This window comes from Kitasatospora sp. RG8, assembly GCF_017813315.1.
In the GTDB taxonomy this organism is placed as follows: Bacteria; Actinomycetota; Actinomycetes; order Streptomycetales; family Streptomycetaceae; genus Kitasatospora.
Map to the genome: position 1 here is coordinate 376,083 of NZ_JAGIYX010000004.1, position 13,230 is coordinate 389,312.

8 protein-coding genes and 1 pseudogene are annotated in these 13,230 nt (G+C 73.2%); all 9 read left to right on the forward strand.

The features are described 5' to 3' along the window. The first annotated feature begins 4 nt into the window (after window positions 1-4). The 9 genes and pseudogenes from J5Y04_RS09265 to J5Y04_RS09305 all read left to right on the forward strand — a co-directional run bounded on the left by J5Y04_RS09265 (window position 5) and on the right by J5Y04_RS09305 (window position 13,035). Entirely contained in the window at window positions 5-1,015 is a 1,011-nt protein-coding gene (locus tag J5Y04_RS09265; protein ID WP_374105973.1) for a methionine synthase, read from the forward strand. 23 nt (window positions 1,016-1,038) lie between these two features. Continuing rightward, on the forward strand, window positions 1,039-3,387 hold the full coding sequence (ligA, locus tag J5Y04_RS09270; protein ID WP_209411535.1) for an NAD-dependent DNA ligase LigA: 2,349 nt from the start codon (window positions 1,039-1,041) through the stop codon (window positions 3,385-3,387). Between the two features lie 373 nt (window positions 3,388-3,760). Next, window positions 3,761-5,329, forward strand: a pseudogene (locus J5Y04_RS09275) (putative bifunctional diguanylate cyclase/phosphodiesterase); the annotation flags it as partial. A gap of 471 nt (window positions 5,330-5,800) precedes the next feature. Next, window positions 5,801-6,097 carry an Asp-tRNA(Asn)/Glu-tRNA(Gln) amidotransferase subunit GatC gene (gatC, locus tag J5Y04_RS09280; protein ID WP_035845952.1) on the forward strand — a complete coding sequence of 99 codons (297 nt, stop codon included), beginning with the start codon at window positions 5,801-5,803 and terminating at the stop codon, window positions 6,095-6,097. Window positions 6,098-6,102: 5 nt separating this feature from the next. Beyond that, window positions 6,103-7,596 (forward strand): Asp-tRNA(Asn)/Glu-tRNA(Gln) amidotransferase subunit GatA, encoded by a 1,494-nt coding sequence (gene gatA, locus J5Y04_RS09285; protein ID WP_209411379.1) that lies wholly within the window; start codon window positions 6,103-6,105, stop codon window positions 7,594-7,596. Beyond that, on the forward strand, window positions 7,593-7,832 hold the full coding sequence (locus J5Y04_RS09290; protein WP_209411380.1) for a hypothetical protein: 240 nt from the start codon (window positions 7,593-7,595) through the stop codon (window positions 7,830-7,832). Before gatA ends, J5Y04_RS09290 begins: the two co-directional genes overlap by 4 nt. 75 nt (window positions 7,833-7,907) lie before the next feature. Then, entirely contained in the window at window positions 7,908-9,419 is a 1,512-nt protein-coding gene (gene gatB / locus J5Y04_RS09295; protein WP_148642825.1) for an Asp-tRNA(Asn)/Glu-tRNA(Gln) amidotransferase subunit GatB, read from the forward strand. Between the two features lie 281 nt (window positions 9,420-9,700). Further along, complete coding sequence (locus J5Y04_RS09300; protein ID WP_209411381.1) at window positions 9,701-9,856, forward strand: hypothetical protein; 156 nt, start codon at window positions 9,701-9,703, stop codon at window positions 9,854-9,856. A 131-nt stretch (window positions 9,857-9,987) separates the two neighbouring features. Further along, a complete protein-coding gene (locus tag J5Y04_RS09305; RefSeq protein WP_245204481.1) occupies window positions 9,988-13,035 on the forward strand; it encodes a helix-turn-helix transcriptional regulator in 3,048 nt (1,015 codons plus the stop codon). The last annotated feature ends 195 nt before the right edge of the window (window positions 13,036-13,230 follow it).

Below are 13,230 nucleotides of genomic sequence, written 5' to 3' on the forward strand. Positions count from 1 at the left end.
ACGGGTGAGCAACGGACACCCCTTCCCCGACCTGACCGGCGCCGCCACCGGCGTCGGCTCGCTGCCCGGCACCGACGCGCGGGAGGCCGCCAGGACGGCCACCGGGGCGCTGGAGCACCTGCCGTTCCTCCCGGAGCTGCCCGCGCGCGGACCGGGCGCCGACATGATCGGGCGCGGGGCCGGCCTGCTGGTCGAGCTGTTCGCCCAGACCGAGCCGAGCGGCTGGCGCTTCACCGACCACCCGGGCCGGGACACCCGGCGCGCCCACTCCTGGCTCCGCGAGGACCTGGACGCCCTGGAGGAGTACACCCAGGGCTACCGGGGCGCGCTCAAGGTGCAGGCGGTCGGGCCGTGGACGCTGGCCGCCACGATCGAGCTGAAGCACGGCGAGAAGGCGCTCGCCGACCCCGGGGCCTGCCGTGACATCGCCGGCTCGCTCACCGAGGGCCTGCGCCGCCACCTCGCCGACGTCCGCAGGCGGATCCCCGGCGCGGAGGTGGTGCTCCAGCTCGACGAGCCCTCGCTGCCCGCCGTGCTGGCCGGCGCGGTGAAGACGGCCAGCGGCTTCCAGCGGCTGCGCGCGGTGGACCGGCAGGTCGCCGAGGAGACCCTGCGCGAGCTGGTCCGCGCTCTGGACGCGCCGGTGATCGTGCACTCCTGCGCGCCGAACGTGCCGATTCCCCTGCTGCGCCGGGCCGGGGTGGCCGGGATCTCGCTGGACTTCTCGCTCCTGACGGACCGGATGGACGACGACCTCGGCGAGGCGGTCGAGGGCGGCACCGCGATCCTCGCCGGTGTCGTCCCCGCCACTGACCAGGCGGTGTCGGACCCGGCCGGTAGTGTCCAGGGTGTCAGGACGTTGTGGCGCAGGCTCGGGTTCGCCCCGGAGCTGCTCGGCCGCCGCGTGCTGGTGACACCCGCCTGCGGGCTGGCCGGGGCCTCCCCGGCGTACGCGCGCCAGGCGTTGTCGCTCAGCGCGCGGGCGGCGCAGAGCCTGGTGGACAACCCGGAGTAACAGGTAACGGAGGGCTTGCGGTGGTGGCTGTCGAGGGCTGGGAGGACGTCCCGGCAGAGGTGCGCAGACGGCACGCCGAGCTGGCGGTGGAGATCACGGACCACCGTGCCCGCTACTACGAGCAGGACGCGCCGGTCGTCAGCGACGCCGAGTTCGACGCGCTGATGCGCGAGCTGGAGGGGCTGGAGGCCGAGCACCCGGCGCTCGTCACCCCGGAGTCGCCGACCCAGCGGGTGGGCGGCGCCCCGACGGAGCTGTTCGCCGCGGTCGAGCACCGCGAGCGGCTGCTCAGCCTGGACAACGCCATGGACGACGACGAGCTCGCCGCCTGGGCCGAGCGCGTCGCCGGCGAACTGCACGGCATCGACTACCACTACCTGTGCGAGCTCAAGGTGGACGGCCTGGCCGTCAACCTGACGTACGAGAACGGCCAGCTGGTGCAGGCCGCGACGCGCGGCGACGGCCGGGTCGGCGAGGACATCACCGCCAACGTCCGCACCATCCGGGAGATCCCGCACCAGCTCAAGGGCGACAACATCCCCGAGCTGGTCGAGATCCGCGGCGAGGTCTACTTCCCGACCGAGGCCTTCGAGGCGCTCAACGCCTCCTTCGCGGAGGAGAACGAGCGCCGCCGGCAGGAGAACGAGGAGCGCGCCAAGGAGGGCAGGCGGCCCCGGGCGATGATCCGGCTGTTCATGAACCCGCGCAACGCCGCCGCCGGTTCGCTGCGCCAGAAGGACCCGCACGTCACCGCCTCCCGGCCGCTGCACATGGTGGTGCACGGCATCGGCGCCCGGGTCGGCTTCGACATCGACAACCAGTCGCACGCCTACCAGCTGCTGCACGACTGGGGCCTGCCCACCGCGCGGCACAACCGGGTGGTCGCCACCCTCGACGAGGTCCGCGCCTTCATCGGGCAGTACGGCGAGCAGCGGCACTCGGTCGAGCACGAGATCGACGGCGTGGTGGTCAAGGTCGACGAGATCGCCCTCCAGGGCCGGCTCGGCGCCACCTCCAAGTCCCCGCGCTGGGCGATCGCTTGGAAGTACCCGCCGGAGGAGGTCACCGGCAAGCTCGCCGCGATCAAGGTCGGCATCGGCCGCACCGGCCGGGCCACCCCGTACGCGGTGCTGGCGGAGCCGGTCAAGGTGGCCGGCTCGATGGTCCAGTACGCGACGCTGCACAACCAGCAGGTCGTCAAGGCCAAGGACGTCCTGCTCGGCGACACCGTGGTGCTGCGCAAGGCCGGCGACGTCATCCCGGAGATCCTCGGCCCGGTCTACGACCTGCGGGACGGCACCGAGCAGGAGTTCGTGATGCCCGCGCACTGCCACGAGTGCGGTGCGGAGCTGCGGCCGATGTCCGAGGGGGACATCGACCTCAGGTGTCCGAACGCGCAGTTCTGCCCGGCGCAGATCCGGGAGCGGATCGCCTTCCTCGGCGGCCGCTCGGCGCTGGACGTCGAGGGCCTCGGCTACGTCGCCGCCACCGCGCTGACCCAGCCGCTGGAGCCGGCCGAGGCTCCGGTGAGGGACGAGGGCGACATCTTCGGCCTCACCGAGGAGCAGCTGCTGCCGATCAAGGTGCTGGTCCGCGACCAGAAGACGGGCATGCCGAAGCTCGACGACAAGACCGGCAAGGAGAAGGAGGTCTTCTTCTTCGCCACCACCACGGGCGCGGCGAAGAAGTCGCTCGGGACGCTTCTCGACAACCTCGGCAAGGCGAAGGACCGCCCGCTGGCCAGGTTCATCAACGGGCTGTCGATCCGCCACGTCGGCCCGGTGGCCGCCCAGGAGCTGGCCCGGGAGTTCCGCGACCTGGACAGGATCTTCGAGGCGAGCGAGGAGGAGCTGGCGGCGGTCGAGGGCGTCGGCCCGATCATCGCCCGCTCGATCAAGGAGTGGCACCAGGAGGACTGGCACCGGGAGATCCTGGAGAAGTGGCGCCGGGCCGGCGTCCGCTTCACCGAGGAGGCCGGGGACGACGAGCAGGGCGAGCGCCCGCTGGAGGGCCTGACCGTCGTCGTCACCGGCACCCTGGCCGGGCACACCCGGGACGGCGCCAAGGAGGCGCTGACCTCGCGCGGAGCGAAGGTGACCGGTTCGGTGTCGAAGAAGACCCACTTCGTGGTGGCCGGCGACAACCCCGGGTCCAAGTACGACAAGGCCGTTCAGCTGGGACTGCCGGTGCTGGACGACGCGGGCTTCGCCGTCCTCCTCGACCAGGGGCCGGGGGCGGCGCGGCTCCACCTGGGCCTGCCGGAGGAGCCGGAGCCCGTGGAGGCGGCGCCCGCGCGGAAGCGGGCCGCGAAGAAGGCCGACGGGCAGGAGGCCGCCGAGGAGCCCGTGGAGGAAGCCCCGGCCGAAGGCTGACCCGCGCGCGGAAGCGCCGAATCCGTCTTGTTATCGTCCTGATGCAACGTCACCGGGTGCCGCACAGTGAAAGCGGGCATTGTGTCACTGCGCGGCACCCGAACTCGGTGGCGTGTTCCCGGTTGTCCGAAAGTCTGCCCGCCGGGTGGACCCCGGAATACCCTGGAGCGCAACAGAGTGTCAGCAGGGGTGGGGGCACCGGCTGAGCCGGTCTCCGCGGGGTCGCTCCATGCCCGGCAGCTGCCGGCACCAGCACGGTGCCTCACCGTAAGGCGGCCTGACGGGGCGGGCCCGACGGAGGACAGGGCTTATGGATCGTACGACCGGCGGTGCGCCCACACGCCCGCCGCAGGGGGTGGCGGGTGCGGTCCTGCTGCTCGGCGTGCTGCTGGCCGGCGCCGCGCCGCTCATCCCGCTGGCCGTCCTGGTCTACCGGTACGAGCCCGAGCTGCTGCCGCTCTTCGCGGTGCCGCTGGCCGTGCTGGTCGCGGCGTGGCGGATCGCCCGTGACCGGGCCCGGGACCAGCTCACCGACCCGCTGACGGACCTGCCCAACCGCCAGGCGCTGCTGCTGGCGGCCCAGGAGGCGATCGCCGAGCACGAGCAGGGGTACAGCGTCGGGCTGATACTGCTGGACCTCGACCGGTTCCGGTCACTCAACGACACGCTCGGGCACACCGCCGGCGACCGGTTACTCGTGCACATCGCCCGCCGGCTGCACCGGGCGCTGCGGTCCGGCGGCCCGGCGGGCAGCGCCACCCGGGAGTCGATCGACGACGTCTTCGCCGGGCTGCCCCGGCACTACCGGGGCGGGCGTCCGCTGGTGGCCCGGATGGGCGGCGACGAGTTCGCCGTCCTGCTGCCCGGCGTCGGCTGCCCGGACACCCTGGAGCGGGTCGCCAAGGCGCTGATCGCCGAGCTGGCCGCGCCGATCCGCCTGGACGGGCTGCTGCTCGTCCTGGAGGCCAGCGCCGGCGTCTGCGTCTACCCGCAGCACGCCCAGGACGCCGAGTCGCTGCTGCGCCGCGCCGACGTGGCGATGGGCCACGCCCAGCACGGCCGCACCTCCGTCGAGCAGTACAACGAGACCCAGGACGCCGACACGCCCTACCGGATCGGGCTCCTGGGCGACCTGCGGCGGGCGCTGGAGACCGGAGAGGTGCAGCTGCACTACCAGCCGAAGGTGGCCTTCGACGGCCGGGTGGTCGGCCTTGAGGCGCTGCTGCGGTGGGAGCGGCCGGGCCAGGGCAAGGTCTCGCCGGACGAGTTCGTCGGCCTCGCCGAGTCCAGCGGCCTGATGCCCCGGCTCACCGACTACGTGCTGGAGGCGGCCGTCGGCCAGCTCGCCTACTGGCGCGAACAGGGCCTCCAGGTGCAGGTCGCCGTGAACGTCTCGCCGCGCGACGTGCTCAACCCCGGCTTCGCCCAGCGGGTCGCCGGGCACCTCGTCCGCCACCAGGTGCCGGCCCACGCGCTCCAGCTGGAGATCACCGAGCGGCTGCTGCTGGACGACTCCCGGCGCGCCGCGGACACCCTGGCCGAGCTGCGCGGCTACGGCGTGGGGATGTCCCTCGACGACTTCGGCACCGGCCACTCCTCACTGGTGCGGCTGCGCAGCCTTCCGGTCGGCGAGCTGAAGATCGACCGTTCCTTCGTCTCCCGGATGGTCGCGGACGACCACGACGCGGCGGTGGTCCGCTGCTCGGTGGAGCTGGCGCACTCGCTCGGCCTGACCGTGGTCGCCGAGGGCGTCGAGGACGACGAGACCTGGGAGCGGCTGCACCGCATGGGCGTGGACGCCGTCCAGGGCTGGCTGGTCTCGGCGGCGCTGCCGGCCGAGCAGGCCACCGCCTGGCTGCGGGTGCACCGCACCGGCGCGCCGAAGGTGGAACGGTTCAGCGCGGCCGCCCAGCTGCCGCCGGCCGTCCAGCCGGGGCTGCCGCCGGTGCTCCAGCCCGGTGCCCAGCCGGCCATCGCGCCCGCGATCCCGCCGGTGCTCCCGGCCGGTGTCCAGGCCGGCCTCCAGGCCGCTGCCCAGCCCGTGCTCCAGGCCGGAATCCAGGCCGGAATCCAGGCCGGAGTCCAGCCGGTGATCAGCCCGGTCGGCCAGTCCGTCCTGCCGCCGGTGATCCAGGCCGCGCAGGCCGCGCAGATGGAGATCCGGGCCCCCGGCGCGCCGAACTAGCCCCCGAACCGGCCGCAGTGGCGCCCCCGGCACGCCGGGCCGGCCGGCGCCCGTGGCCGCAGTGACCGGGCCCCGGCGTTACTCGTTGGCCGGTGGCAGGGCCGCGCCCCATAGGATGGGGCCACAGACCAAGAGGACGGGAGCGCCGAGCCGGCTGCTCCCGCCCGGGCCCGGCACCGCCTCACCGCACCGCCGGGCCTCACCAGAACTCACCCTGAGGATCGCTGCATGCCTGGCATCACGCGCGAGGAGGTCGCCCACCTCGCTCGGCTGTCGCGTCTTGAGTTGCAGGCCGAAGAGCTGGACCACTTCGCCGAGCAGCTCGACGTGATCATCGGCGCGGTCGCCCGCGTTTCCGAGGTCGCCGGACAGGACGTCCCGCCGACCTCCCACCCGCTCCCGCTGACCAACGTCATGCGCGCGGACGAGGTGCGGCCGTCGCTCACCCCGGAGCAGGCCCTGGCCGGTGCCCCGGCCGCCGAGGAGCAGCGTTTCCGCGTTCCCCAGATCCTCGGGGAGGACTGACCGAGATGACCGACCTGATCCGCTACACCGCCGCCGAGACCGCGGGCGCCATCGCCAAGGGCGAGGTCTCCGCCGTCGAGGTCGCCCAGGCGCACCTGGACCGCATCGGGGCCGTCGACAAGAAGGTCAACGCCTTCCTGCACGTCGACGCCGAGGGCGCGCTGAGCGCCGCCAAGGCCGTGGACGAGAAGCGCGCCAAGGGCGAGGAGCTCGGCCCGCTGGCCGGCGTCCCGCTGGCGCTGAAGGACGTCTTCACCACCAAGGGCGTGCCGACCACCTGCGGCTCGAAGATCCTCGAAGGCTGGATCCCGCCGTACGACGCCACGCTGACCACGCGTCTCAAGGACGCCGGCGTCGTCATCCTCGGCAAGACCAACATGGACGAGTTCGCGATGGGCTCCTCCACCGAGAACTCCGCCTTCGGCGTCACCGGCAACCCGTGGGACCTCACCCGGATCCCCGGCGGCTCCGGCGGCGGTTCGGCCGCCGCGCTGGCCGCCTTCGAGGCACCACTGGCGATCGGCACCGACACCGGCGGCTCGATCCGCCAGCCGGGCGCCGTCACCGGCACCGTCGGCGTGAAGCCGACCTACGGCTCGGTCTCCCGCTACGGCCTGGTGGCGTTCTCCAGCAGCCTCGACCAGGGCGGCCCGTGCGCCCGCACCGTGCTGGACGCGGCGCTGCTGCACGAGGCCATCGCCGGCCACGACCCGCTGGACTCCACCTCGATCGACGCGCCGGTCCCGGCCGTGGTCGAGGCGGCGAAGCTGCGCGACGTCCGCGGCATGCGGATCGGCGTGGTCAAGGAGTTCGCCGGCGAGGGCTACCAGGCCGGCGTGATGCAGCGGTTCAACGAGTCCGTGGAGCTGCTGCGCGAGCTGGGCGCCGAGGTCGTCGAGGTCTCCTGCCCGTCGTTCACCCTGGCGCTGCCGGCGTACTACCTGATCGCGCCCAGCGAGGCCTCGTCCAACCTGGCCCGCTTCGACGCGATGCGCTACGGCCTGCGGGTCGGCGACGACGGCACCCGCTCGGCCGAGGACGTCACCGCCCTCACCCGTGAGGCCGGTTTCGGCCCCGAGGTGAAGCGCCGCATCATCCTCGGCACCTACGCCCTCTCCTCGGGCTACTACGACGCCTACTACGGCTCGGCCCAGAAGGTCCGCACGCTCATCTCGCGCGACTTCGACGCGGCCTTCGCCGGCGTGGACGTGCTGATCTCGCCGACCACGCCGACCACCGCCTTCCCGATCGGCGAGCGCGCCGACGACCCGATGGCGATGTACCTGGCCGACCTGTGCACGATTCCGTCGAACCTCGCGGGCAACGCGGCCATGTCGCTGCCCTGCGGTCTGGCCCCGGAGGACAATCTCCCGGTCGGCCTGCAGATCATCGCACCCGCGATGGCGGACGACCGCCTGTACCGCGTGGGCGGCGCCGTCGAGGCCGCGCTCAACGACAAGTGGGGGCACCCCCTGCTGGAGGAGGCACCGGCACTGTGAGCAAGATCGAGAAGGCCAAGGGCTTCAAGCACAGCAAGCCCGGCCTGTGGCTGTCCATCGGGACCAGCGCCTTCGGCGCCATCTCCGTGTACAAGGACGTCAAGAAGGCCCGCACCGAGAACGACACGCTGAAGCTGGTCAACGCCCTGGTCGGCGCCGCCGCCCTGATCACCGGCACGGCCCTGCTCGTGCGCGAACTGCGCTGCCTCGGCGACGACGACGTCCTGCTGGGCTGAGCAGCCCCGGCCCGGCCCGCACCCGTGTGCGCGGCCGGGCCCGTACCTCCACAGACTTTTAGCGAAGGGGACGCTGTGAGCGTCATGAACCTGGTCTCCTACGAGGACGCTCTCGCGTCGTACGACCCGGTGATGGGCCTTGAGGTCCACGTCGAGCTGGGCACCAAGACCAAGATGTTCTGCGGTTGCTCGACCGAGCTGGGCGCCGAGCCGAACAGCCAGGTCTGCCCGACCTGCCTGGGCCTGCCGGGCTCGCTGCCGGTGGTCAACGCGATCGGCGTGGAGTCGGCCGTCAAGATCGGCCTGGCGCTGAACTGCGAGATCGCCGAGTGGTGCCGGTTCGCCCGGAAGAACTACTTCTACCCGGACATGCCGAAGAACTTCCAGACCTCGCAGTACGACGAGCCGATCGCCTTCAACGGCTACCTCGACGTGCAGCTGGAGGACGGCTCGACCTTCCGCGTGGAGATCGAGCGCGCCCACATGGAGGAGGACACCGGCAAGTCCAGCCACGTCGGTGGCGCGACCGGCCGGATCCACGGCGCCACCCACTCGCTGCTCGACTACAACCGGGCCGGCATCCCGCTGATCGAGATCGTCACCAAGCCGATCGAGGGGGCCGGCGAGCGGGCCCCCGAGGTCGCCAAGGCGTACGTCGCCGAGCTGCGCGAGCTGATCAAGGCGCTGGGCGTCTCCGAGGCCCGGATGGACAAGGGCCAGATGCGCTGCGACGTCAACCTGTCGCTGCGCCCGAACGGCACGAAGACCTTCGGCACCCGCTCGGAGACCAAGAACGTCAACTCGCTGCGCAGCGTGGAGCGGGCCGCCCGGTTCGAGATCCAGCGGCACGCCACCGTGCTGACCGACGGCGGCACGATCGTCCAGGAGACCCGGCACTTCCACGAGGACGACGGCAGCACCACCTCGGGCCGGATCAAGGACAACGCCGAGGACTACCGCTACTTCCCCGAGCCGGACCTCGTCCCGATCGCGCCCTCGCGCGAGTGGGTCGAGGAGCTTCGGGCGGGGCTGCCCGAGCTGCCGCGCGTGCGCCGTGCCCGGCTCCAGGCCGAGTGGGGCCTGTCGGACAAGGACATGCAGTCGGTGCTGAACGCCGGTGCGGTCGAGCCGATCCAGGAGACCATCGCCGCCGGTGCGCCGGCCGACCAGGCCCGCAAGTGGTGGATGGGCGAGCTGGCCCGCCGCGCCAACGAGACCGGCACCGAGCTGAGCGAGCAGCCGATCACCCCGGCGCAGGTCGCCCGGGTCACCGCGCTGGTCGCCGAGGGCAAGCTGAACGACAAGCTGGCCCGCCAGGTCATCGAGGCCGTGCTGGCCGGCGAGGGCGAGCCGGACGAGGTCGTCGAGAAGCGCGGCCTGGCCGTCGTCTCGGACGACTCCGCGCTCGGTGCCGCCGTCGATGAGGCCATCGCCGGCAACGAGGCGATCGCCGCCAAGATCCGCGACGGCAAGGTCGCCGCGGTGGGCGCGCTGGTCGGCGCGGTCATGAAGGCCACCCGCGGCCAGGCCGACGCGGCCCGCGTGAAGGACCTCATCCTGCAGCGCCTCGGCGTGGAAGGTCAGTAGGCACGGTCTGCAGCGCCTCGGCGTGGAAGGACAGTAAGCGCCTCTCTGCGGTGCCAGTCGCCTAAGGTTCTAAGGCGTCTAAGGCCTTCTAAGGTGCCTTAGTGCGGTCTAAGGCCCGGATTCACCCTTGTAAGTGGGGATGAATCCGGGCCTTCGCCGTTTCCGGGGCCCCGCCTAAGGCGATCGGCCCCCGGAAGATGCGGCAGGCTGCCGATGTGGTGCACCCCCCTGGGAGAGGAGTCTTTACCTCAGAACGAGAGACCACCACGAGGGGAAACACCGTGATCGAGTACGAGCTCATCCAGCAGCAGGTGCGGGAACTCCACGCCCAGGCCGACCACCAGCGTCTGGTCCGTGAGGCCAAGGTCGGCCAGGGGCTGCGCCGCCTGGTCACCACCCGTGCCGACCGGCGCGCCGCGCGTCTGAACGAGTGCTGACGGGCCGGCACCCGGCAGCGGCCGGGGCGGACGAGGAAGGGGAGGCGCGATCCAGCGCCTCCCCTTCCGGGCTTCCGGAGGATGGGATAACCCCTCGGCCGGGCGGATCGGCTTATGGCATGCTCGCCTCCATGCAGCAGATATCGGTGAGTCCCGTCTTCGTCGGCCGTGGAACGGAGATCACCGAGCTGACGGACGCTCTGAAGCGGGCCGGCTCCGGCAGCCCGCAGACCGTGCTGGTCGGCGGCGAGGCCGGCGTCGGCAAGACCCGGCTGCTGGAGGAGTTCCTCGCCCGGGCCGCCGCCGACGGCGGGGGAGTGGTGACCACCGTCGGCGGCTGTCTGGAGGTCGGCGCCGAGGGCCTGCCGTACGCGCCCCTGTCCTCCGCGCTGCGCCGGCTGCACCGTGGTCTGGGCGCCGAGCTGGAGGTGGCCGCCGCCGGCATGGAGGGTCATCTCGCCCGGCTGCTGCCCGACTTCGGCGAGGCCGACGGCGAACCCAACGACGAGTACGGCCGGGCCCGGCTGTTCGAGCACACCGCGAGGCTGTTCGAGCGGCTCGGCACGGACCGTACCCTCGTCCTCGCCGTCGAGGACCTGCACTGGTCCGACCGCTCCACCCGCGAGCTGCTCGCCTACCTGGTCCGCACGCTGCACCGGGCCCGCGTCCTGCTGGTGGCCACCTACCGCACCGACGACCTGCACCGGCGGCACCCGCTGCGACCGTTCCTGGCCGAGCTGGAACGGCTGCGCACCGTACAGCGGATGGAGCTGGAGCGGTTCGGCCCGGGCGAGGTCGCCGCGCAGCTGGCCGGCATCCTCGGCACCGCCGACCCGGACCGGCAGCTGGTCGACCGGATCCACCGCCGCTCGGAGGGCAACCCGTTCTTCGTCGAGGAGCTCGCGACCGCCTTCCAGGACGGCTGTTCGGCCGGGCTCACCGACTCGCTGCGGGACATCCTGCTGGTCCGCGTCGAGGCGCTGGACGAGGAGACCCAGCGGGTGCTGCGGATCGCCGCCGAGGGCGGCTCCTACGTCGAACACGCGCTCCTGGCGGCCGTGCTGGACGACGAGGAGGAGCTGATCGAGTCGCTGCGCGCGGCCGTCGGCGCCAACATCCTGCGCCCGGATACCGACGGCGACGGCTACCGGTTCCGGCACGCCCTGGTCCGTGAGGCCGTCTCGGACGACCTGCTCCCCGGCGAGCGGCACCGGATCAACCGCCGCTTCGCCACCGCGCTGGAGGCGCAGCCGCACCTGGTCGGCAGTGACGTCCGCCCGGCCAGGCTGGCCAACTACTGGTACCACGCGCACGATCCGGCCCGCGCCCTGCCGAGCGCCCTGGACGCCGCCCGGGCCGCCCGCCGGCGCAACGCCTTCGCCGAGCAACTGCGGATGCTGGAACGCGCCCTGGAGCTGTGGGACCAGGTCTCCGAGGAGGTGCTGGCGCACACCCTGCGCCCGTACGACTGGGCCGAGACCTACCCGCCGTGCTCCTGCGACGTGGTGACGCACGACCCCGAGCGGCTGCAACTGGTCGACGTCCTCGCGGAGGCGGTGGTCGCGGCCCGGCGCAGCGGTGACCGCGAGCGCGGCCTGAGCCTCTCCCGGCGGGCGCTGAAGCTGGTCGACGAGACCAAGGACCCGGCCCGCGCCGCCTGGTTCCGGATGAACCGGGCCCGGATGTTCGGCCACCTCAACCGGTCCAAGGACCAGGACGAGGCGGCCTACGCCCGGCGGCTGGTCGAGCAGCTGCCGCCGTCCGCGGTGCAGGCCGAGGTGTTCGCGCTGAGCGCGGGCATCGCCATGCTGAACAGCCCCACCGGCGAGAGCGTCGAGCTCGCCGAGCGGGCGGCGGCGATCGCCCGTGAGGTCGGGGCGCACGCCGTCGAGCAGCACGCCCGGATGACGCTCGGCACCCTGCGCAACGACCTGGGGAACGACCCCGAGGCCGCCGTCGCGGAGCTGTCCGCGGCGGTCGCCGCCACCCGCGAGCTCGGCGTGCCGGACCTCATGCTCCGCGGGCTCAACAACCTGGCCAGCCTGCTGCAGTCGCTCGGCCGCGCGGAGGAGGCCGTGGTGCTGGCCCGCGAGGGGCTGGAGACCGCTGACGGCAACGGCCTGCTGCGCAACATCGGCACCCTGCTGGTCGGCAACCTCGCCGAGGCGCTGATGGACCTCGGCCGGACCGAGGAGGCGGCCGAGGCGCTGGCCGGCGCCGAGCGGACCCAGCAGCCGGGCAGCCACGCGGAGTTCCTCGACCGGCTGCGGGGCGAGCTGGCCCTGATGAGCGGGGACCTCCCCTCGGCGGCCGGCATGCTGGCCCAGGCCCGGGCCTCGGACCGGGTCTGCCAGTTCCAGCACTCCGTGCCGATCTCCCGGCTCGCGGTGCTGATCGCCGCCCGCAGCGGGCGCCTGCTGGAGGCCCGGGCCGAGCTGCTCGCCGTGATCGACAACCCGATCCCCGCCGGGAACGAGGCCGCGCTCTACCCGCTGCTGGTGGACGGCGCCGCGGCCGAGGCCGACAGCCGGGGCCTGCCGGAGGCCGGGCCGGGCCGCGCCGAGGTGCTGGCGAAGATCGCCGCGGTGGCCGCCCTGCTGACCCCCAAGGCGTCGCTCCACCACGGCTGGGCGCGGCTGCTGGAGGCCGAACTGGCCCGGGCCGAGGACCGGGACACCCCGGCGCAGTGGGCCGCCGCCGTCGAGGCGCTGCGGCCGGCCGGGCTGCCGGGCCCGCTGGCGGCGGCGCTGCTGCGGGCCGGCGAGGCCGAGGTGCTGGCCGGGCACCGCGAGGCGGGCGCCGAATTGCTGCGCGAGGCGCGGAAGCTGGCCGGGGCGCGCTCCGACACCGCGCTGCTCGCCGAGATCACGGCGCTGGCCGAGCGGGCGGGCCTGGCGCTCTCCGGGCGCGCCGGGGCGGGTGCCCCCGTCCCCGCCGCTCCGCCGTCGGGGGGAGACTCCTTCGGCCTCACCCCCCGTGAGCGGGACGTGCTCCGGTTGCTCGCCCGGGGCCGTACCAACCGGCAGATCGCGGAGGAGCTGTACATCTCCCCGAAGACCGCGAGCGTCCACGTCTCCAACATCCTCGGCAAGCTCGCGGTGGCCGGCCGGGGCGAGGCCGGCGCGCTGGCCCACCGGTTGCGGCTCTTCCCGGAGGACCTGGCGCCCGCCGGCCGCTGAGCCGGGCCGCCGTCCGGGCCCGCCGACCGTACCGGTCCGACCGGTCCCCGGTCGGCGGGCGCCTCCGTGTGCTCCTGTGCGCGCCGCGTGAGCCCCTCGCCGCACGCCCCCGCCAACCGGCCCGTTCTGGCGGATTCGGGTGCAATTCCCCACCCCTGCACCATTACTCTAAGTTGAGTGTGCGTGTCATTGAGT

Coding starts and splice junctions, on each gene's coding strand:
- gatC (WP_035845952.1), top strand. CDS start 5,801: ATGCCTGGCATCACGCGCGAGGAGGTCGCCCACCTCGCTCGGCTGTCG.
- J5Y04_RS09305 (WP_245204481.1), top strand. CDS start 9,988: ATGCAGCAGATATCGGTGAGTCCCGTCTTCGTCGGCCGTGGAACGGAG.
- gatA (WP_209411379.1), top strand. CDS start 6,103: ATGACCGACCTGATCCGCTACACCGCCGCCGAGACCGCGGGCGCCATC.